Origin of the sequence: Bartonella sp. TT121SHDZB, from assembly GCF_042193415.1 — a bacterium.
Classification (GTDB): domain Bacteria; phylum Pseudomonadota; class Alphaproteobacteria; order Rhizobiales; family Rhizobiaceae; genus Bartonella.
Window position 1 is genome coordinate 70,085 of sequence record NZ_JBHILR010000001.1, and the last position, 19,956, is coordinate 90,040.

The 19,956-nt window shown below is 37.4% G+C and carries 17 protein-coding genes and 1 pseudogene; 8 read left to right on the forward strand and 10 right to left on the reverse strand.

The window, feature by feature from the left end; genetic code table 11:
* Positions 1-913: 913 nt before the first annotated feature.
* Positions 914-2,005 (forward strand): D-alanyl-D-alanine carboxypeptidase family protein, encoded by a 1,092-nt coding sequence (locus ACFIKI_RS00305; RefSeq protein ID WP_375665028.1) that lies wholly within the window; start codon positions 914-916, stop codon positions 2,003-2,005.
* A gap of 390 nt (positions 2,006-2,395) precedes the next feature.
* Entirely contained in the window at positions 2,396-3,457 is a 1,062-nt protein-coding gene (locus ACFIKI_RS00310) for a CobW family GTP-binding protein (RefSeq protein WP_375665030.1), read from the forward strand.
* 881 nt (positions 3,458-4,338) lie between these two features.
* Here ACFIKI_RS00310 and ACFIKI_RS00315 read toward each other — a convergent pair.
* The 3 genes from ACFIKI_RS00315 to ACFIKI_RS00325 form a co-directional block, all read right to left on the reverse strand.
* Positions 4,339-5,088, reverse strand: coding sequence for a L,D-transpeptidase family protein (locus ACFIKI_RS00315; protein WP_375665032.1), 750 nt, complete (start codon positions 5,086-5,088; stop codon positions 4,339-4,341).
* A 40-nt stretch (positions 5,089-5,128) separates the two neighbouring features.
* Positions 5,129-6,085: an acetyl-CoA carboxylase carboxyltransferase subunit alpha gene (locus ACFIKI_RS00320; RefSeq protein WP_375665034.1), complete on the reverse strand. Its 957-nt coding sequence runs from the start codon at positions 6,083-6,085 to the stop codon at positions 5,129-5,131.
* Between the two features lie 78 nt (positions 6,086-6,163).
* Positions 6,164-7,102: a site-specific tyrosine recombinase XerD gene (locus ACFIKI_RS00325; RefSeq protein ID WP_375665036.1), complete on the reverse strand. Its 939-nt coding sequence runs from the start codon at positions 7,100-7,102 to the stop codon at positions 6,164-6,166.
* 253 nt (positions 7,103-7,355) lie between these two features.
* Between ACFIKI_RS00325 and ACFIKI_RS00330 the strand changes: the two are divergent.
* The 4 genes and pseudogenes from ACFIKI_RS00330 to ACFIKI_RS00345 all read left to right on the forward strand — a co-directional run bounded on the left by ACFIKI_RS00330 (position 7,356) and on the right by ACFIKI_RS00345 (position 10,289).
* Positions 7,356-7,989 (forward strand): annotated as a pseudogene (locus ACFIKI_RS00330) (shikimate kinase).
* On the forward strand, positions 7,964-9,097 hold the full coding sequence (aroB, locus tag ACFIKI_RS00335; protein ID WP_375665038.1) for a 3-dehydroquinate synthase: 1,134 nt from the start codon (positions 7,964-7,966) through the stop codon (positions 9,095-9,097). Before ACFIKI_RS00330 ends, aroB begins: the two are co-directional and overlap by 26 nt.
* 401 nt (positions 9,098-9,498) lie before the next feature.
* Positions 9,499-9,882 (forward strand): MliC family protein, encoded by a 384-nt coding sequence (locus ACFIKI_RS00340; protein ID WP_375665040.1) that lies wholly within the window; start codon positions 9,499-9,501, stop codon positions 9,880-9,882.
* A gap of 17 nt (positions 9,883-9,899) precedes the next feature.
* Complete coding sequence (locus ACFIKI_RS00345) at positions 9,900-10,289, forward strand: MliC family protein (protein WP_375665043.1); 390 nt, start codon at positions 9,900-9,902, stop codon at positions 10,287-10,289.
* Positions 10,290-10,305: 16 nt separating this feature from the next.
* Here the strand turns inward: ACFIKI_RS00345 and mnhG are convergent, their stop codons facing one another.
* The 7 genes from mnhG to ACFIKI_RS00380 form a co-directional block, all read right to left on the reverse strand.
* Positions 10,306-10,716 (reverse strand): monovalent cation/H(+) antiporter subunit G, encoded by a 411-nt coding sequence (gene mnhG / locus ACFIKI_RS00350; protein WP_375665045.1) that lies wholly within the window; start codon positions 10,714-10,716, stop codon positions 10,306-10,308.
* The gene (locus ACFIKI_RS00355) at positions 10,713-10,994 is read right to left on the reverse strand and encodes a K+/H+ antiporter subunit F (RefSeq protein WP_375665047.1); all 282 of its coding nucleotides are present in this window, start codon (positions 10,992-10,994) and stop codon (positions 10,713-10,715) included. Before ACFIKI_RS00355 ends, mnhG begins: the two co-directional genes overlap by 4 nt.
* On the reverse strand, positions 10,994-11,476 hold the full coding sequence (locus ACFIKI_RS00360) for a Na+/H+ antiporter subunit E (RefSeq protein WP_375665049.1): 483 nt from the start codon (positions 11,474-11,476) through the stop codon (positions 10,994-10,996). Before ACFIKI_RS00360 ends, ACFIKI_RS00355 begins: the two co-directional genes overlap by 1 nt.
* Positions 11,476-13,095 (reverse strand): monovalent cation/H+ antiporter subunit D, encoded by a 1,620-nt coding sequence (locus ACFIKI_RS00365; RefSeq protein WP_375665051.1) that lies wholly within the window; start codon positions 13,093-13,095, stop codon positions 11,476-11,478. Before ACFIKI_RS00365 ends, ACFIKI_RS00360 begins: the two co-directional genes overlap by 1 nt.
* Complete coding sequence (locus ACFIKI_RS00370) at positions 13,095-13,436, reverse strand: Na+/H+ antiporter subunit C (RefSeq protein WP_375665053.1); 342 nt, start codon at positions 13,434-13,436, stop codon at positions 13,095-13,097. The genes ACFIKI_RS00365 and ACFIKI_RS00370 overlap by 1 nt, the downstream gene beginning before the upstream one ends.
* A complete protein-coding gene (locus ACFIKI_RS00375) occupies positions 13,436-16,357 on the reverse strand; it encodes a monovalent cation/H+ antiporter subunit A (RefSeq protein ID WP_375665055.1) in 2,922 nt (973 codons plus the stop codon). Before ACFIKI_RS00375 ends, ACFIKI_RS00370 begins: the two co-directional genes overlap by 1 nt.
* Positions 16,358-16,585: 228 nt before the next feature.
* Positions 16,586-17,083, reverse strand: a complete 498-nt coding sequence (locus tag ACFIKI_RS00380) for a BA14K family protein (protein ID WP_375665057.1) — start codon at positions 17,081-17,083, stop codon at positions 16,586-16,588.
* Positions 17,084-17,250: 167 nt separating this feature from the next.
* Here ACFIKI_RS00380 and ACFIKI_RS00385 point away from each other — a divergent pair, with 167 nt between their 5' ends.
* A complete protein-coding gene (locus ACFIKI_RS00385) occupies positions 17,251-18,348 on the forward strand; it encodes a carboxynorspermidine decarboxylase (protein WP_375665333.1) in 1,098 nt (365 codons plus the stop codon).
* A gap of 53 nt (positions 18,349-18,401) precedes the next feature.
* Complete coding sequence (locus ACFIKI_RS00390) at positions 18,402-19,640, forward strand: saccharopine dehydrogenase NADP-binding domain-containing protein (protein ID WP_375665059.1); 1,239 nt, start codon at positions 18,402-18,404, stop codon at positions 19,638-19,640.
* The last annotated feature ends 316 nt before the right edge of the window (positions 19,641-19,956 follow it).

The window sequence follows — 19,956 nt, forward strand, 5'->3', positions numbered from 1 at the left end:
ATTTTTTGAGAAAAAATTCTTCCTCTCTTTAAAATCGTTTAAATAATAAACACAACATTGATAGAAAATAATGAATGCCAACATATTTCTCCATAAACATAAAGATGAGCTTTTCTGTAAGCTTCATGTTATATTTCTTACGAGCGACGTCTTAAAAGAAACATAAGGACTGATAAATATTTCTTTAAAACAGACGCATGAATCAGAAACACAACAGTGTTTTATTTTAAGCATTTTACCTTGCACAAGGAACGTATTCTCCTATTAAAGTAAATACATAAATGAACCGCATAATAAGGACTTTATACTTATGCACAAACAATTGCTAAAAATGCTTGCTACAGAGCGGAATTAAAAGAAAAATAAACAATTTTTTAAAGAAAATAGACAATATAAGCGTATTGTTTTTATGTATAACATATTGATTTATAGTGATAAATAATTTTTCACATTAAATAATAACTCCCAATATAGTAAAATCATCTCATTCTCCTCCTTCTCATACTGAATCTAATTAAAATCAATTCCTTGTCTGTCACAAGTGAAGTTCGTATGTAGGCAAGAATTATTGAAGAAAGGAAAATACCTCTTATAGACCATCGCAAAAGCCAAAAACTGTCCTAACAAAAGCTAGCAAAATGTATGATTAACAGGCTTGTTTCTTCTTGAAAACATCAATCCTCCCAAGAACCTGGAAATCTTGCACAATCTTCATTATTTAAAAAGTATTTCTTGAGATACTCAAACCATTAAACCAAATTCAAGGGGAAAATAAAATGAGTGTTGGTTTTTATCCCTGACACAACTGATACAGCCATTAACCATCTGTTCTCTCTATTCTGGACTCAAAAGCTTTGTGTACTATATTAAAACAATTCTAAATAACAAATAAGAAAGAATTTGATTTAAATTAATGAAACGTCTCTTCTATAATTTATTTTTTTCTTTTGTTTTGAGTTTGTCCAGCGCTGTTGCTTTAGCGCAACCTTTTATTTCTATTGATGTTACAACGGGACATATCTTAAAACATAATCAAGCTTTTGAGCGTTGGTATCCAGCTTCTTTAACAAAATTAATGACCGCTTATATTATTTTTCGCGCCATGAGCCGTGGGGAAATTTCACCAAACAAACATATCACCATCAGTGAATATGCCGCAAAAGCTCCAGCGCATCGTTCAGGCTATAAAGCCGGTTCTATTCTCACACTTGATACAGCCTTAAGTATCACCATGGTTAAATCTACCAATGACTTAGCCATTGCTATGAGTGAAACCGTTGCAGGTTCACAGAAAGCTTTTGTACACAGAATGAATAGCGAAGCTAAACGTTTAGGTATGTTTGGCACCCATTTTGCGAACGCAAGTGGTTTACCAGACCCTCAAAACTACTCTACGGCACGCGATATTGCTCTTTTAGCCGTTCAAATACGTCGAGAATTTCCACAATATGCGCATTATTTTTCTATTCCAGCCATTGATTTTGGTAATAATCGAAAAATCCAACATAACTCAAACAACCTCATTGGTCGTTTTTATGGGATAGACGGTATGAAAACAGGCTTTATTTGTGCCTCTGGTTTTAATCTTGTTGCTTCAGCCACCCGCAATAAACGTACAATTATTGCTGTCATTCTAGGTGCTAACAATATAAGTGAAAGAGAAGAAAAAGCTGCACAACTTCTTGAAACAGGATTTTTGCACCAAGGAAGCCCCCAATTAACACTAGCAACATTAAAACCTTATGGGAGCAACATAACACAAGCCAGCAATATGAGACAACAAACATGCACACCTGAAGCTATAAAAATGCATGCAAATTCATATGATGATCAAGGAAATATTATTCTCACCTCACCTTTTATCACTGCTGCACCTTCTTTTTCTCATCCTTTACCAGTACGCCTCATTCGTACGCCACAGACGCCTCAAATGACAGTAAAACCACTAAAAAACCCCTATATTCCGTATAAGAAGCGCGCAAACTACTCTATAAAAAAGCCGTAAGCCATAATCTATGATTATGATAACTAATTATTTTATATCTTGAGTAACACCTCAAATATCGTTAAGATTCTCTCATCTGCAATCTGTCTTTGTTGAATAAATAAAAACCAGTCTCTTGCACGTCACAAGGTGGATGAACATGTAGATAAAAATTAAAACAAAGAATAAAAATTCCTCTTATAAGTCCTTTCAAGAACCAAGAATTATCATAACATTAACACTAAAAAGTGTATGATATACTCACGTGCACCTACCTTTATAAGCATAAAGGTAGTAGTATAATGGATTTCATGGAAGATTGATCATTATATCCCTCACGGACACCATTATAAATTGGTTAAACGTACTGAGATATATTTTTTTAAAACAAAACCACGGTTGATGATTAACATGAAAATAAAGCGCATTCCTCTCACGCTTATTACTGGTTTTTTAGGCTCTGGCAAAACAACTTTGCTCAACCGTATGCTAAAAGACCCTCTCTTAACAGAGTGTGCTGTTATCATCAATGAATTCGGTGCAATCAGTATTGATCACCTTCTGGTTGAAAAAGCGACAGAAGGAATTATCGAGCTTACCAATGGTTGCTTATGCTGTCATTTACGCAGTGATCTCATCGATACATTAACTGATTTAATAAATCGCGTTCAGACAAGACAAATCAAACAACTCCACCATATTATCATTGAAACAACAGGAATGGCTGACCCCGCTCCTATTTTACAAATACTTTTAAGCCACCCACTGTTTATTCAAACACTATCTATAAATGCTGTTTTTGCAACATTCGATACATTAAGCACACTTTCCATATGTGAGCGCTATCCTGAAATATATAAACAATTAATATTTGCTGATAAAATTATTCTCACCAAAACAGATCTTAGAGACCCACAAACGCTTTCAGATGCACTCCTTAACACACTTAAAACAATGAATCCTACAGCACAAATCATCGACGCCCATTCTGAAGATTTCTATTCACAGCTATTAATAAATAACACATTATGGAATGAAAAAGTAGAAAATACAAAACTTAAACAAAATCTTACGACTACCCCACACGATCATACTCCCCATAAAACCATTCGTACCTTTTCACTAGACTGTGAAGATCTTGTTGATTACGCCACAATTGAAGTTTTTTTAGATCTCTTACAAGAGCGTTATGGTACAAAATTATTACGTATTAAAGCAATTATCGCATTGCGTGATGACCCTTATCGCCCACTTGTACTCCATGGCGTACAAACATTTTTCCATCCACCGATAAGGTTGCCAGCATGGCCAAAAGGAATAAAACAAACACGTTTTGTCATCATTGCCAATGGTGTTGAAAAAGAAGCGATAGAAAAACTTCTCAATGCTTTTTTTAATAAACCAGCAATAGATACTGCAGATAAAACGGCACTCTTGGAAAACCCTCTGGTCATTCCAGGCGTAAAGTTTTAATTACTCTCCCTTCAATGATATAATGATAAATCCTTTAGGACCACCATCTTTACACTTCTTGAAGGAGAAATCCTGCACCATCACACTATTTACCCACCTCCAATGTTGCACCAACCTTGACACTTGAGACAATTCATAAGAGGCATTTTCTTTCTTTAATGTTTTTTAGTCACGCAGGCTTTTCCCGTTTGTAATGTGCAAGCAAATAATTTTGATTGATTCATCATAAACAGATTTTCATATAAAAGAATCAGGTTGTGATTCAAACTGGAAAAATGATAAATTATCCTTATAAATTAAATTGTTATCATAAATTTTTTTAATATTTACCAATCTGTAATCAAATTATTTTTTCTCGTAATGGGCTTTATCTACAAATCAGTTCAAGCGATTCATTGCACAACCCCATTGAACAAATTCTTGGTTCTAAATATTTTGCTCAACTCTATATTATTTTTCCAGTTGATTGAAACAAAATCCACTTAAGTTGAAGCAAAAAAACTAAAATCAGACAGAAGCAATATCGTATTTTAAGATGTGTGAATGTATTTTATATAACAGTCCTACAAAACAATATTTTATAGCATGAAATAAAAAAATCCTTTGAAAAAAGAAGTGCATTTTCTGTTAACTTACTCTCCACTAAAAAATAAATATTGCCACCTGTACCGGTCTGCAAACAATATAACTTTTCTAAACAAGTTCCTCTTGGCATCTCACCTCATATAATTTACTTACATAAGGCTCTATGAACAAGTCTAACGCTTTAAAATATTGACCCCTCACTAAAAAAAAGCACCTCATGCATAAAGTTCTTATATATCCTATATCATCACTATAAGCGATGGTGTTTTATGGTACGCAGCAGGATAAGATAACACTCACTGCATCAGAGAAACTGAAGTTTTACCAATATCGCGATTAAAAACGTAACGTTTTTCATAAACTTCAACGACTGGAGGTTTACGATTTTCTTCAAAAAAGTCATAACCTTTCTTAAGCATAACCCAGAATTGATAATGAGGATCATTGCTATGACGTAACATATTATCCTCGGTCATGCGGAAAGGAAAAGCTTGCAACTGAAACTCTCTCTGTCCACCTTTAAAAGCATCCCGTGCAAACGCATAAATCTGAGCCATATTTCTATCACTCATAGAATAACAACCAGCGGAAAAGCAAGAACCATGCACCATAAGATTGCTTCCTGTACGACCATTTTCCTGATCATAAAGGTTAGGAAATCCTATATTAAAAGAAAGATAATATTTTGAATAAGGATTCATTTGGTTTGCGCTAATCGTATAAAACCCCTCTGGTGTCTGAAGATCCCCTTCTTTATATTTAGGTCCAAGCTTACCAGACCATTTGCAAATGCCATAGCGCGCCACCAACACAAAAGTCCCTGAACGAGATTGCTTCCAAATTTCAGCAATATTTTCTTCCTTAAAAAACCGCATCATAATCGGTGCATATGGGTCTATATTGTACAGAGCCATTCTATTTTGGATTTCCTGCGGAAGAGGCTGCTCAACTTTAGCACGAATAGAAGCTGGTAATCTTCCTTCACATGCCGTCAATATTCCCATTACAAATAAAACACACACAGTGAGGAATCTGTTAAATGCCATCGAATAAAACTCCAATTCAACACCCCTCACAAAAAATGACTTATGCTAGTGAGCGACCAATTTGAAGGTATTTTTCCCTTCGCTCTTGTTTAAGAGCTTCCCCATCTTTTCCAGCCATAGCTTTTAAAGCCTCTGAAATAATATCACCTGTTGCATCAATGGCAATTTCTTTGCCACGATGCGCTCCTCCTAAAGGCTCGGAAATAATGCCATCTATAATCTTTAAGCGATACAAATCTTGAGCGGTAATACGCATATTCATTGCAGCATCTTTTGCACGGGTTGGATCACGCCATAAAATAGAAGCTGCTCCTTCTGGAGAAATAACAGAATAAATCGCATGTTCCAACATATAAACTTTATTAGCAGCCGCAATTGCTATAGCCCCCCCAGAACCGCCTTCTCCAATAATAACGGATACAACAGGAACTTTTAAGCGCAAAGTTGCTGCTGTTGATTGAGCAATTGCTTCTGCTTGCCCTCGTTCTTCAGCGCTTACACCAGGATAAGCACCTGCTGTATCAACAAAAGTGAGAAGTGGCAAACCAAAGCGGTCAGCCATTTCCATAATACGTACAGCTTTACGATATCCTTCTGGACGTGCAGAACCAAAATTATAGCGCAAACGTGTTTGCGTATCGTGACCTTTCTCTTGACCAATATAAGCAATTGCTTCTCCTTTAAAGCGTGCAAACCCGGCTTGAATAGCTTCATCTTCAGCAAACTTGCGATCTCCTGCCAAAGGTGTAACATCACTCAATAAGCGTTTAGAATAGTCCATAAAATGGGGACGATCAGGATGACGAGCGACTTGTGTTTTCTGCCACGGCGATAATTTTTTATAAATATCGTGCAAAGCCGTTTGGGAACGTGTTTCAAGACGAGCAATCTCATCACTCATATCAAGACTGCCTTTTTCCTGAGAAATTTTTTTTAATTCAAGAATTTTCCCATCAAGATCAGCAACTGGTTTTTCAAAATCAAGATAATTATACATTGTACCAACTCATTCAGCGTCACTTATACACTTAGTAATTTGCTTTATAAAGTCTTTTTCAAAAACATCACCTTTTCTTTAACGAGCCTTTTGCTCATCGCCAAGTGGATGATGCTCATTGACTAAACGATAAAGTCTTTCTTCCAACACATGGGTATAAATTTGAGTAGTAGAAATATCAGAATGACCTAACAAATGTTGAACGGCACGCAAATCAGCACCATTTTGCAAAAGATGGCTAGCAAAAGCATGGCGCAACACATGGGGAGAAAAGTGATTCCTTTTTATTCCAGCTCTTGTAGCAAGATTTTTCAATTCCCGTGCAACAACTTGACGTGCAATATACCCTGTTTTTGAACGCGCCGGAAAAAGATAAAAACTTGTCGCATCCTTCCCTTGATCACGTAAATTCAACCACTGCAAAAGAACTTGATATGCTTTTTTTGATAACAGCACCATTCGTTCTTTTTTTCCCTTACCACAAACCAAAATACTGTATGCTTTCCCTCGAACCGCCTGCACCGGCAGACTCACCAATTCACTAATGCGTAATCCTGTTGCATAAAGCATTTCACTCAACAGTTGAAGACGCAATGCGCGCAGATAATCTTTAGATCCATAAACTGCTTGATTAACTTCTAACTGCGCCAAATCAAGAAATTTTGTCACTACATCTTCACTAACAATTTTTGGCAAAGAGCGCCCTTGGCGAGGCGCATCAATATCATGGGAAGGGTCATCTGCTCTTAATCCTTCTGCATAAAGAAACTGATAAAATTGACGCAACGTCGATAAACGACGCGCTTGTGAAGATGCAGCAAAACCAAACGTATGCATAAGCGATAAAAGGCCAATTAAATCTTCCTTTTGTGCTGAAAAAAGCGAAATAGAATGCGAAGACAATTCGTCTTGCGCCCACTGTAAATCATGTTGATAAGCCGAAAGTGTATGGGCAGAAGCACCTCGTTCAGCACTCATCATTTCAAGAAAACGCTCTATCATAATGTTATTTTTCATTGATTCATTCTCAAGGAAAGACTCAGTGAATCCAAAGGAACATCAACAGACATATCCACAGTTACGGGCTCAACAAAAACCACAAGAATGATCATTATACTAAAAAGAATAGCAAGCAAAATAAAAAGAATCATCAAAAATCTGGTCAATGTTGGCATAAAACAATAAACTTTTCTAAAACATTCTATCTCTTATCTACCTTATAAAGATTAACAGGAATTGACTTTAAAGCAGATAAATGCCGAAATAAGCTATGAAAAATAATTGTCCTCAACATCCCCCCCTGTCACAAGTAAAGAGACAACTTTTATCATCTCTCGATAACCAAGCTCTTGTGTTTGTTGGTCTTATGGGAGCAGGAAAATCAGTCATCGGAAAACGTGTTGCTATCATGCTTGGTTTACCTTTTTATGATTCTGATCAAGAAATCGAAGAAGCAACACAAATGCCTATCACAGAAATCTTTAAAATCTACGGTGAAGCAAAATTTCGTACTCTTGAACAGCATATTATTCTCAACCTCATAAAAAAAAGTCCTCTTGTTTTAGCAACAGGTGGTGGCGCCTACATGAATCAAGATATACGAAAAGCCATCCATCAAAATGGAATCTCCATCTGGCTGAAAGTAGATCTTGATATCCTTATGCAACGTGTTTCCACACGTCCAACACGACCACTTCTTCAAACAGCAAATCCTAAAGAAACTATGCAAAAACTCATGGAGCAGCGTTATCCTCTCTATGCAAAAGCAAACTTAACAATTAACAGTCATAAAGAAAGCCCCTCCAAAGTAGCAAAAAATGTCATACGATCTGTACAGCGCTATCTCCATACAAAAAAATAACGATAGAAAGAACAAGCATGCAAACCAAAACCGTCACCGTTAAATTAGACAAGCACTGTTATGATATCATCATTGGTCCGAATCTCATTACACAAGCTTCTTCACAGATTAAACATGCTCTTAACAAAAAAGATTTTCATCAAACGCGTTTGGCAGTTGTTACAGATACAAATGTTGCATCTCTCCATTTGGATACATTACAAGCAGAGTTAACAAAAAATAAAATCCATACTGTCCCTATTATTGTAGAAGCGGGAGAACAATCAAAATCATTTTCCACCTTGCAAGTTGTCATCGATCAAATTCTTGCTGCGCATTTAGAAAGAGGTGACTGTGTTATTGCTTTTGGCGGTGGTGTCATTGGCGATCTAGCAGGATTTGCGGCAAGTGTGATTCGCCGTGGTATGAGCTTCATCCAGATGCCTACAACGCTTCTTGCACAAATTGATTCCTCTGTTGGTGGAAAAACGGGCATCAACAGCCGATATGGCAAAAATCTTATTGGTGCTTTTTATCAACCACAATGCGTTATTGCTGACACGTGTATCCTTGATACCCTACCACTGCGTGAATTTCGTGCTGGTTACGCGGAAATAGTTAAATATGGACTCATTAACCAGCCAGATTTCTTTGAATGGCTTGAAAAAAATGGACAAGCAATTTTTTCTAATGGACCTATGCGAACAGAAGCCATTGTTCGCTCATGCCAATTTAAAGCTACCATTGTAGCACGTGACGAATATGAGAAAGGAGAGCGCGCGCTCTTAAACCTCGGCCATACATTTGGACACATGCTTGAAACAGCAACCGCTTATGACTCAAAGCGTTTAATTCACGGTGAAGCTGTATCAATTGGCATGGTTCTCGCGCATCAATTCTCTGCTCAACTAAATCTAATAGACTCCACACTCATATACCGCATCGAAGCACACCTTAAAGCCATAGGATTGCCTACACAATTAAAAGATATCCCAGGATGTTTACCAAATGCTGAAGCTTTAATGACTCTTATTGCTCAAGACAAAAAAGTTTCACAAAATAATTTGACTTTCATTTTAACACGCGGACTTGGTCAATCATTTATTGCAAAAAATGTTCCACCAGATGCAGTTTTATCCTTTTTGGAACAAAAATTAACAGAAATTCGTTGATTCATATTGAATATAATTGATTCGTTTTTATACTTCTATTAAAGGAATAGAAATGATGATGTCTGCGTAGCTCAGTAGGATAGAGCACAGGATTCCTAAAGAAATTGGGCGCTTTGAGGAGAAATCTTCAAAGTGGATTTGCTCAAATTCGGGGAAAGCTTCATAGGCGACTATATGCCAATCCCGAGCCAAGCCTCTCTTCATATAAGAGGAAGGTGTAGAGACTGAACGGGCAACACCTAAAAAGCGCAAGCTTCAAGGTGAAGAGACAGTCCAGACCACAAACAGCCGATAAGGCTGGCGGTGAAAATCGAAGTGGTATGAATCCTGGGGTCGCAGGTTCGAATCCTGCCGTAGACACCATCATATAGGACAAATTACTTTTCATATAGGGAAGCATTATGAAAAAAACTCTACGTATTTTAGGATTTTTTTCCTCTTTATTATTTTTCAATGTCAGCTGTACCTTAGCTGCTTCTTTAATCATTGAGGTATCAGACAATCCAAAAACACAAACCATAACTTATCAATGTAATATAGGAGAGAAAAAAGAACGCGTTGAAGCAACCTATCATAACGCTGACAATATTTCATTGGTTGATTTCAAATGGAAAAGCGATCATATTATCGCTGCGAATGTTATTTCTGCTTCTGGAGCAAAATATGTGGGAGAGCAATATATCTGGTGGGAAAGAAACAAAGAAGTAACACTTTACGATCTTATTCAAGATCCAGAAGAAAAAAATCCCATCCTCTGTCAGGATGAATCAACGTTATTATTTTAAATAACTGAGGAAATATCATGAAAAAAGCTTTTATTGTAGGATTTTTCGCTGCTTTAAGCCTACCGCTATTCGGTTCACTTAACGCCTTTGCTGGCTCTTTAGTTATTGAGGTACCAGATGATCCAGAGCCAACAACAGAAGTTGTTGCCTATCAATGCGATACAAGCACAAATAAAAAGCGTATTGAAGCAACCTATCTCAATGCTGGTAACATTTCACTTGTTGATTTTAAATGGAACGGAAAACGTATCATTGCTTCCCGTAGCATAAGTGCTTCTGGAGTAAAATATATGGGAGGACCATACATATGGTGGACAAAAGGAAATGAGGCCACACTTTCTGATCTCATTAATGATCCAGAAGAAAAAAATCTTATCCGATGTGTAGAAGAACAAAAAACAGAATAAAAAAGCTTATTATATCTTAAAAATCGCTCTGGCTTGTATCACATGATATTTCTTCTGAAGCAGATGTGTTTTCTTCCATCTGACGTGATAAAAGAGCCAGAGGTTTTTTTAATTTATTTTTTGAAGAATTTCGATAAGCCGCCGCTTGTGATACGAGCATAGAAGCAACGGGTATTGTTACAAATAAAAAAATCATCAACAAAAATTCGTGAAAAACAAAATGATGATCTACAAAAATTGAGTAAAGAAACGACGCAATAAGAATACTGCTAGCGCCCCAACTTGTACTTAACGAAAGCATATGTAAACGCTTATAAAAAGTGGGAAGACGCATCAATCCTATCATTCCAATCAATGTGAGACCAGATCCTACTATCAAAAAAAACGTAATAACAATAGCAACAATAAGCGATACATCATTCTTCATTCAATAATCTCTCCCCGCATTAAAAATTTTGCCAACGCAATACTTGATACAGGACCCAATAATCCAATAATGAGAGCTGCAACAAAATAAATGGTTGTTCCTGAACGGATATCGAATGTAAGAAACAAAAGAATAGTGATTATATAAAGAGAATCCAACCCCACAATCCGATCTTGCGCCCGTGGACCACGAATCAACCGAAAAAGTGCAAGAATCATTGCCAAACTTAAAAAAAACTGCGAAAGATAAAGTCCCCAATAAAGGATTACCATACTCATTAAAAAATCTCCAAAAGTAATTGCTCATAGCGTTTTTTGATCAATTTTTGGTAATCATATCCATTTTTGAAATTTAAAACATGAAGCAAAAGTTCACTATTCTTTCTATTATAGGCAATCCAAACAGTACCCGGAGTTGCAGAAAGAATACATGCCAAAACAGCTAAAGCTGTAGGACTTTCGAGCGAAATAGGCACCACAATAAAACCGGACTGATGTTTTCGGGATCTTTTGGTTAAAACGAAACAAGCCACTGCAATATTTGAAACAATAGAATCGATAAACACGCGAAAAAACAACTGAAAAACTGCGCACCAACTTTTAATGATTATCTTTTCCGACTCAAGAAGCCGCATCATCCAACTCCCAAACAACGCAATGATAACGCCTAAAAGCAATTGGCCGAAACTAAAACCATTTAAAATCAGCCACATAAAAATAATTGCCACGCTGGAAAAAGAGAAAAAATAACAATGTTTCACTAATTCATCCCCCTATTTTTGAGAGAAAAATCATCTAAAACACTTCCAATATAGTTTTGAGGTTCATACAAAGCTTTGGCTGTTTCAAACATATAACGACTAACAGGACCAGCAACAATTGTAATAAGAAAACACAAAGCAAGGAGAACGACAACGGAAGCAAATTCAATCACCTGCACCCGTGGAATCTTCTCTTCAAGAGAAACCCAAAAAGTTCGAATACCCGTTCGTGTCATCGCAATCAAAGCAGCAAAACTAGATATGGTAACGAAAATAATAAAAAGCCAATCATGATAAACGGGTAGAGAGGTAGAAATATTTTCTTTACTATAGTTTAAGATCGCCACGAACATCATAAATTTAGCAACAAAACCAGAAAAAGGTGGTAGGCCAATAATTAAAAGTGCACAAAGCCCAAAACAAACCCCAAGAATTGCCAAAGTTACCGGCAAATAGGTCCCCACTTCATCTTCTTCCTCCTCTTCATCGTCACCATAGACTTCCATTGTAACCGTCAGAACATTGGCTGCTACATCTTGACAACGTTCAACCAACTCCACCAAAAGAAAAAAAGCACCAAGTGCCAAAGTTGAAGAAACAATATAAAAGAGTGCACCTGCGATCAGTGCTGTATTCCCAATCCCAATCGCTGTCAACAATGTCCCAGAAGAGACCAAAACACTATAAGCTGCCAAACGTACTAAGACTTGGCTTGCCAACACCCCAATAAAACCAAAAGCCATAGTGGCAAGACCACCGTAAAACAAAACCGTTTGACCAAAATGGCTAAAATGTCCACTTTCAGATCCAAACCATAACAATGTTAAACGTAAAATAATATAAATACCAACTTTGCTTAAAAGAGCAAAAGAAGCTCCAACGGGCGCTACTGCTGCACTGTAGGTTGGCATCAACCAAAAATTCAATGGCCACACCCCTGCTTTAAGCAAGAAAGTAATCCCCAAAAATGCAGCTCCTATTTCGAATAAAGTCATATCGCTAAAGGCTATATATTTTATTTTTACAGCCAAATCAGCCATATTGAGCGTACCCACGATTCCATAAATGAGCGCCGCACCAACGAGAAAAAACAACGAAGCAACCAGATTAACCACAACATAATGCAACCCAGCACGCACACGTAACGGACCAGAGCCATGCAACGCAAGTCCATAAGAAGCTGTTAACATCACTTCGAAAAATACAAATAAATTAAATAAATCACCTGTCAAAAAAGCGCCGTTTATTCCAACCATGAAAAATTGCATCAATGACTGAAAATGTGGACCCGCTTTATACCAATGTGCCCGTGCAAAAACCAATGCCGCAGTGGTCAACAGACTAGAAAGTAAAAGCATCATAGCACTTAAGCGATCAAGCACCAAAACAATACCGAAAGGGGAAGGCCAATTACCAAGCCGATAAACATCCAAAGTTGGTGCAACTTCAAGAGCACGCCTTACCAATAAAATAGCAACAACGACTAACAATGCAGCAGAAAAAATACTTATGAATGATTTCAATTTTGAACGACGTTCATCATAGAAAAGAAGAAATGCTCCAGTACTTAATGGCAAAAGAATAGGCAAGATAAGAAGATGATGCACGCAAGCTCCCATCACTGTACCTCACGTCCGTCAACGTGATCTGAATCTGTTAAACCACGTGAAACCAACAAGATAACCAAAAATAAAGCTGTCGTTGCAAAACCGATCACAATCGCAGTTAAAACCAAAGCCTGTGGAAGAGGATCCACATAATTAGCTGTACTAATCACCGTAGTAGGATCAACAATTGGCGCTGCATTACTCCGTGGTCGACTCATTGCGAACATGAAAAGATTGACACCATGGGATATCAAAGACAAACCAAGAATGACTTGAAAAGTTCGGGGGCGCAAAATGAGCCAAATTCCAGATCCAACAAGAATACCAAGCGCCAAAGAAAGAATAATTTCCATTAATTTTCCTTATCTTTCAAAGTAGGTTTTTTACTGATTCGGTAACTCCGTATTGACTGATGTGCAAGTGCAATTAAAATGAGAACCGTTGCTCCCAACACAAGAGAAAACACACCAAAATCAAACAAAAAAGCAGATGCTATAGGAACTTTTCCGATCACCGGCACATGAATATATTGGAAAAATGATGTTAAAAAAGGGTACCCAACAAACAAAGCTCCTATTCCCGTTAGAACCGATAGCAATAAACCAAAGCCTATCCAGCGTAAAGGCAAAACTCTCAAATGGCTTTCCACCCAACGAATATCTCGTGCAAGATATTGCAAAATAAATCCTATTGCTAAAGTTACTCCACCGACAAATCCACCTCCTGGAAGATCATGACCTCGCACGAATAAATAAAAAGAAAAAGCAATAATAACAGAAAAGAGCCACCCCATAATAACAGAAGGAATAGCAAGATAATTCAATACTGTATCCCCCACATTCCGATTCGGCTGTGCCTTATCAAAAGCTTCCTGAGCCCGTTGTTGAAACGGTGCATCAATACTTTCAGGAGCTGGGCGGAATCGACGCAAAAGGGCAAAGACAGTCAGTGAAACAGCCCCCAAAACCACAATTTCTCCCATAGTATCAAAACCACGGAAATCAACCAATAACACATTCACAACATTGCGACCACCAGCACTAGAATAAGCATTCTCCAGAAAAAAATGAGAAACTGTTGTTCCTTGAGGACGTGTCATCACAGCAAAAGAGAGCCATGCAACACCAGCGCCTCCCATAATTGCTATGATGAAATCACGGGCACGACGTACACGCACCCAAAAGTGAACAGACGTTGGAGCAGGATTATGCACACGCTTAGGCAACCAACGCAAACCAAGCAATAATAAGACAGCTGTCACGACTTCAACAACCAATTGCGTTATTGCCAAATCGGGCGCAGAAAGCCATAAAAAGGTTGCACAAGTCATCAGTCCCGCTCCTCCCAACAGCATGAGTGATGCAAGACGATGAAACTTTGCTTGCCAAGCCACTAAAAGAGCACACAATCCACCGACTAACCAAAGAGCAAGAAAAGGAATATCAAGTGGAAAAAGTGGTAATCCTCCTACTGCGATTAAACCATCACACCAAAGCAAAAGACCAACAAATGCAAAACAGACCCAAAAAATCCAATGCAATTGGATCTGCAAACGGCGTGTTGACAAAGCAGATTCCACCGCACGGGCCCATTTCCAAGAAATAATTACGAGAATGCGTTCAAAAATACGCGGTCCTTTCAAATGACGAAAAAAGGGAGCCCCATCATCACAGGATAAAAAATAACGATGCCCAACAGCATAGAGCAATCCGCCCCCTAATAATGCAACAAAGCTCATCACTAATGGAGTGTTAAACCCATGCCAAACAGCCAAACTATAAGGAATTGTCATTGGTCCTAAAACAGACACGACCGCATTATCTAAAATAGGTCCTATTGTTAAATTAGGAAAAATACCAACCGCTAAACAAATAAACACCAAAAGCTCCATTGGTAAACGCATGAAATGCGGTGGTTCATGGGGAGTCTTGGGTAAATTGTCAGGCTTTGGTCCTAAAAAAACGCCATGAATAAAGCGTATAGAATAGGTCACACTAAACAGACTAGCTAGCGTTGCCACATAAGGTGCAATCCAATCGAGCCATGATTCCATATGCGTTTCAACAGCTTCAGCAAAAAACATCTCTTTCGATAAAAAACCATTCAACAAAGGAACCCCAGCCATCGCTGCACTCGCAACTAAAGCAAGAGTCGCTGTAATAGGCATAGAACGATAAAGCCCTGACAGTTTACGCATATCACGTGTTCCCGTCTCGTGATCAATAATGCCAGCAGCCATAAATAAAGAAGCTTTAAAAGTAGCATGATTGGCCATATGAAAGATCGCCGCAACACATGCAAGTGGACTACCAAGACTTAAAAGTGTTGTAATTAATCCAAGATGACTAATAGTCGAGTAAGCAAGCAGTCCTTTCAAGTCTTGCTGAAACATGGAAAAATAGGCACCTAGAAGAAGAGTTGAGAGTCCTGAAAAGCCAACCAGCCAAAACCAAGATTCTGTTCCAGAGAGCACAGGCCATAAACGAACAAGCAAAAACAATCCCGCTTTTACCATTGTTGCCGAATGCAAATAAGCCGATACGGGAGTTGGAGCAGCCATCGCGTTAGGTAGCCAAAAATGAAAGGGAAATTGCGCGCTTTTTGTTAACCCTCCCAATAAAATACAAATAAGGATAGGACTATAAAGAGAACTTGACCGGATCATATCTCCAGACTGCAGCACCTTATCCAAATCAAAACTGCCAACAGTATACCCAATCAATAAAACTCCAATAAAAAGGGCAAAGCCGCCAAAACCTGTGATCGTTAAAGCCATACGCGCACCCTCACGCGCACTTGCATTATGGTACCAATAGCCGATCAACAAAAAAGAAAAAATACTGGTGAGTTCCCAGAAAACAACCAAAAAGACGAGATTACCTGATAAAACTATTCCTATCATTGATCCCATAAAGGCCAAAAAAAAGGAAAAAAAACGCGGTACAGAATCCGCTGGATCTATGTAATAACGTGAATAAATGACAACAAGCAGCCCAATCCCTGTAATAAGCAAGCAAAAAAGCCACGACAAACCATCTATGCGGAGAATCAAATCGCTTCCCCATTCTGGAAGCCAAGAAATATCTAAACGCACTATGTGGTTTCCGCGAACTTCCGGATAAAGCATTATTGTAAAAATAAGACAGAAAAGTGCAACAATCCCAGCAAACCAGGCTTCGTTATTTTTTGCTGTTGAACGAAAAAAGCCAATGACAGCACTTCCACCAAAGGGAAGCAAAACGAGCAATACCAACATTGCTTCCCGTGTTGTCATTCTTTAAACTCCATTTTGCCTTAATATTTTGTCATCGACAAAACAAAAATTTATATTCTCACCCCCCATTCCACACTTAATGATAATAAGATTTAATAAAACTTAAAAGCATTTAAAATTAAAAAAAAACAATGCTGGCATGAAAATACTGCGCACCACACAAGTCTTCTCTTTATTGTAAGAACAATAACGCTCACGACAAGAAGCAATTAAAATTTTATTTAATTTCTATCCTTTAAAAAAGCGTGATAAACACTGTTTACGAGGTCCATGAAAAGGCTGGAAACTATTATCTTTTTTATTATAAGAGCGATAACGCACACGGCAAGATTCAATATGTTGCTTAAGCATCCATGGCTCTTTTTTTTCTAATTTTTCTGAAGAAGACGTTAAAAACATGCTTTTAGCATCTGATACAACTTTTAATGATGTGCCTTTTGTGTTTAAGTGCGGTGATGTAACAAATGCCGCTTCAGGATACCACCAATTATCTTTATACTTAACATAACCACGCCGATAATGATGATAACCCTTAAAACCATTAAGTTCTCTACGCCCCGTAAAAATCAAAGGCACCGAACTATCGTGGACAGAAATCTGAGTAACCAGTTTTGCTTTAGCATCACTTCTATTTTGCCCCCAATTAACAAGAGTGGTTGTTATAATGAAAAAACTGCTAACAAATACAAAAGCTAAAGCATAAGATAATTTTTTTTTCATACTCATAACAAAAAACTCAACATAATAAACAATAGTAATTACAGAAAGCCTTTCTCTTGCTAGACAGAAACAGATTCTTTTCTTAAGACTCTTTTTTCTTGAGACATTCTGTTACTCTTTGTACTAAACGTTGATCTTGGCAATAAGATCCTTCAAAAAAGAATGAATAAATGATGATAAAAACCCCCTATTATCTTATAGACAAATCGAAACTCATCAAAAACATGCAAACGATTTCTCGTTTACGGGAAATGTCCGGAGCTAAAATTTTACTTGCTTTAAAATGTTTTGCCACATGGAGTGTTTTTGATTTAATGTCTGAGTTCATGGATGGAACCACATCATCATCCCTTTATGAACTTCGTTTAGGAAGAGAAAAATTTGGCAGAGAAACCCATGCTTATTCAGTGGCTTGGGCAGATGATGAAATTGATGAGGCCTGTGGTTATGCAGATAAAATCATCTTTAATTCCATCCAACAGCTTCAACGCTTTTCTGATGCAACAAAAACCATTCAAAGAGGTTTAAGGTTAAATCCAGGAATCAGCGCATCAAATTTTGATCTTGCCAATCCCTCTCGCCCTTTTAGCCGCTTAGGAGAAACAAACCAAAGCGCTATCAAAGAAGTTCTGCCTCTTATCAACGGATTGATGATCCATAACAATTGTGAAAATGCTGATTTTAATCTTTTTAACCAAATGCTTGGGTATATGGAAAAAAAATTTGCAGAACTTTTTTCTGCTGTTGACTGGATAAGCCTTGGCGGCGGAATCCATTTTATGGCTGAGAATTATCCTCTAGAAGCTTTCGCAAAACGCTTAAAACAATTTTCTAAAACCCATGGTGTCACTCTTTTTCTAGAACCAGGAGAAGCTGCTATTACTAAAAGCACCACATTAGAAGTCAGTGTTCTTGACACATTGTATAATGAAAAGAATCTAGCCATCGTTGATAGCTCAATTGAAGCACATATGCTTGATCTTCTCATTTATCGTGAAAGTGCTAAATTAGAACCCAATCAAGGACCACACGAAATTATGATTTGTGGAAAATCTTGTCTTGCCGGCGATATTTTTGGAACATTTCAATTTCAAACCCCCCTTAAAATAGGCGATAGACTGTCTTTTCAGGATGCAGCAGGTTATACAATGGTCAAGAAAAACTGGTTTAATGGCGTTACAATGCCTGCTATTGTTCTCAAAGAGTGCGATGGTACATTAATACTTCAACGCCAATTCAGCTATAACGACTATCAGGAAAGCCTTTCATAAAGATCAACCATAAAAACGTCATACAACAGTATTAAAAAGGAGATGAACCTACAATGAAAAAAAATGTTCTCATTATTGGTGCTGGAGGTGTTGCTCAAGTTGTTGCACACAAATGTGCTCAAAACAATGATATTCTTGGTGAAATTCACATTGCTTCACGAACACTCAAAAAATGTGAAGCCATCATTGCTTCTATTAAAGAAAAAAACACAATGAAAGAGCAAGGTGTTCTCAAAAGCCATTCGCTCAATGCCATGAATGTAGAAGAAACTATAAAGCTCATCCAAAAGACCAAATGTGAAATTGTCATTAATGTTGGTTCTGCCTTTCTTAATATGTCTGTTCTTTCAGCTTGTATTGAAACCAAATGCGCCTATATCGATACAGCGATTCATGAAGACCCATTGAAAATTTGTGAAACACCTCCTTGGTATAGCAATTATGAATGGCCTCGACGTCAAGAATGTGAAAAAGCTGGTATAACCGCTATTTTAGGAGCAGGTTTTGACCCAGGTGTAGTGAATGCTTATGCGGCATTAGCGCGCGATGATTATTTTGATAAAATCACAGATATTGATATTATTGATATTAATGCCGGAAATCATGGACGTTGGTTTGCTACAAATTTTGATCCAGAAATTAACTTCCGTGAATTTACAGGACAAGTATGGTCATGGCAAAATAAAAAATGGACTTCCAACAAAATGTTTGAAATCAGCCATGAATGGGATCTTCCCGTTGTGGGAAAACAAAAAGCCTATATGACAGGACATGATGAAATTCATTCATTATCCAAAAATCTTGATGTAGAGAATGTCCGTTTCTGGATGGGATTTGGTGATCGTTATATCACTGTTTTTACGGTTCTAAAAAATCTTGGTCTCTTATCTGAACAGCCCATTAAAACAGCAGAAGGACAAGAAGTCGTGCCCTTGAAAGTCGTGAAGGCTGTCTTACCCGACCCTTCCTCTCTCGCCCCAGACTACACAGGAAAAACCTGTATTGGAGATCTTATTAAAGGTGAAAAAAATGAAAAGCCCAGAGAAGTTTTTATCTATAATATAACTGATCACCAACAAGCTTTTAACGAAACTGGTGCACAAGGTATTTCTTATACAGCCGGCGTACCAGCAGCCGCAACAGCCCTTCTTATTGCCACAGGCGAATGGGATGTTAAAACTATGGTCAATGTAGAGGAATTACCACCCCACCCTTTCCTTAAATATCTTGATCATATGGGGCTTCCCACTTTTATAAGAGAACAACAAGAGGATAAAAAATTACAATTTTAATACCTATAGAAAGCATATGCTTAATTTTTTAAGTTATCACAAAACTGCTCTATGAAAACAAACTTAATATTCTCGTGTAATTATGGTTTTCAAAAAAATTTTAGCTATTCGTTATATTTTGGCAACATTGCGATTTCTTAACAACCTTAAAGAAGAGACATATCATCTTTTTAAGACATAGCAAGCAATGATCAAGATAAACAGAGAAGCAAAAACTAATTTAATAACACTGTATGACTTGTCTTATCATCAAAAAGATAGTGTCATAAACAAAAGATATAAAAATACTGCTCTTTTAAATAAGAGCGGTATTTTT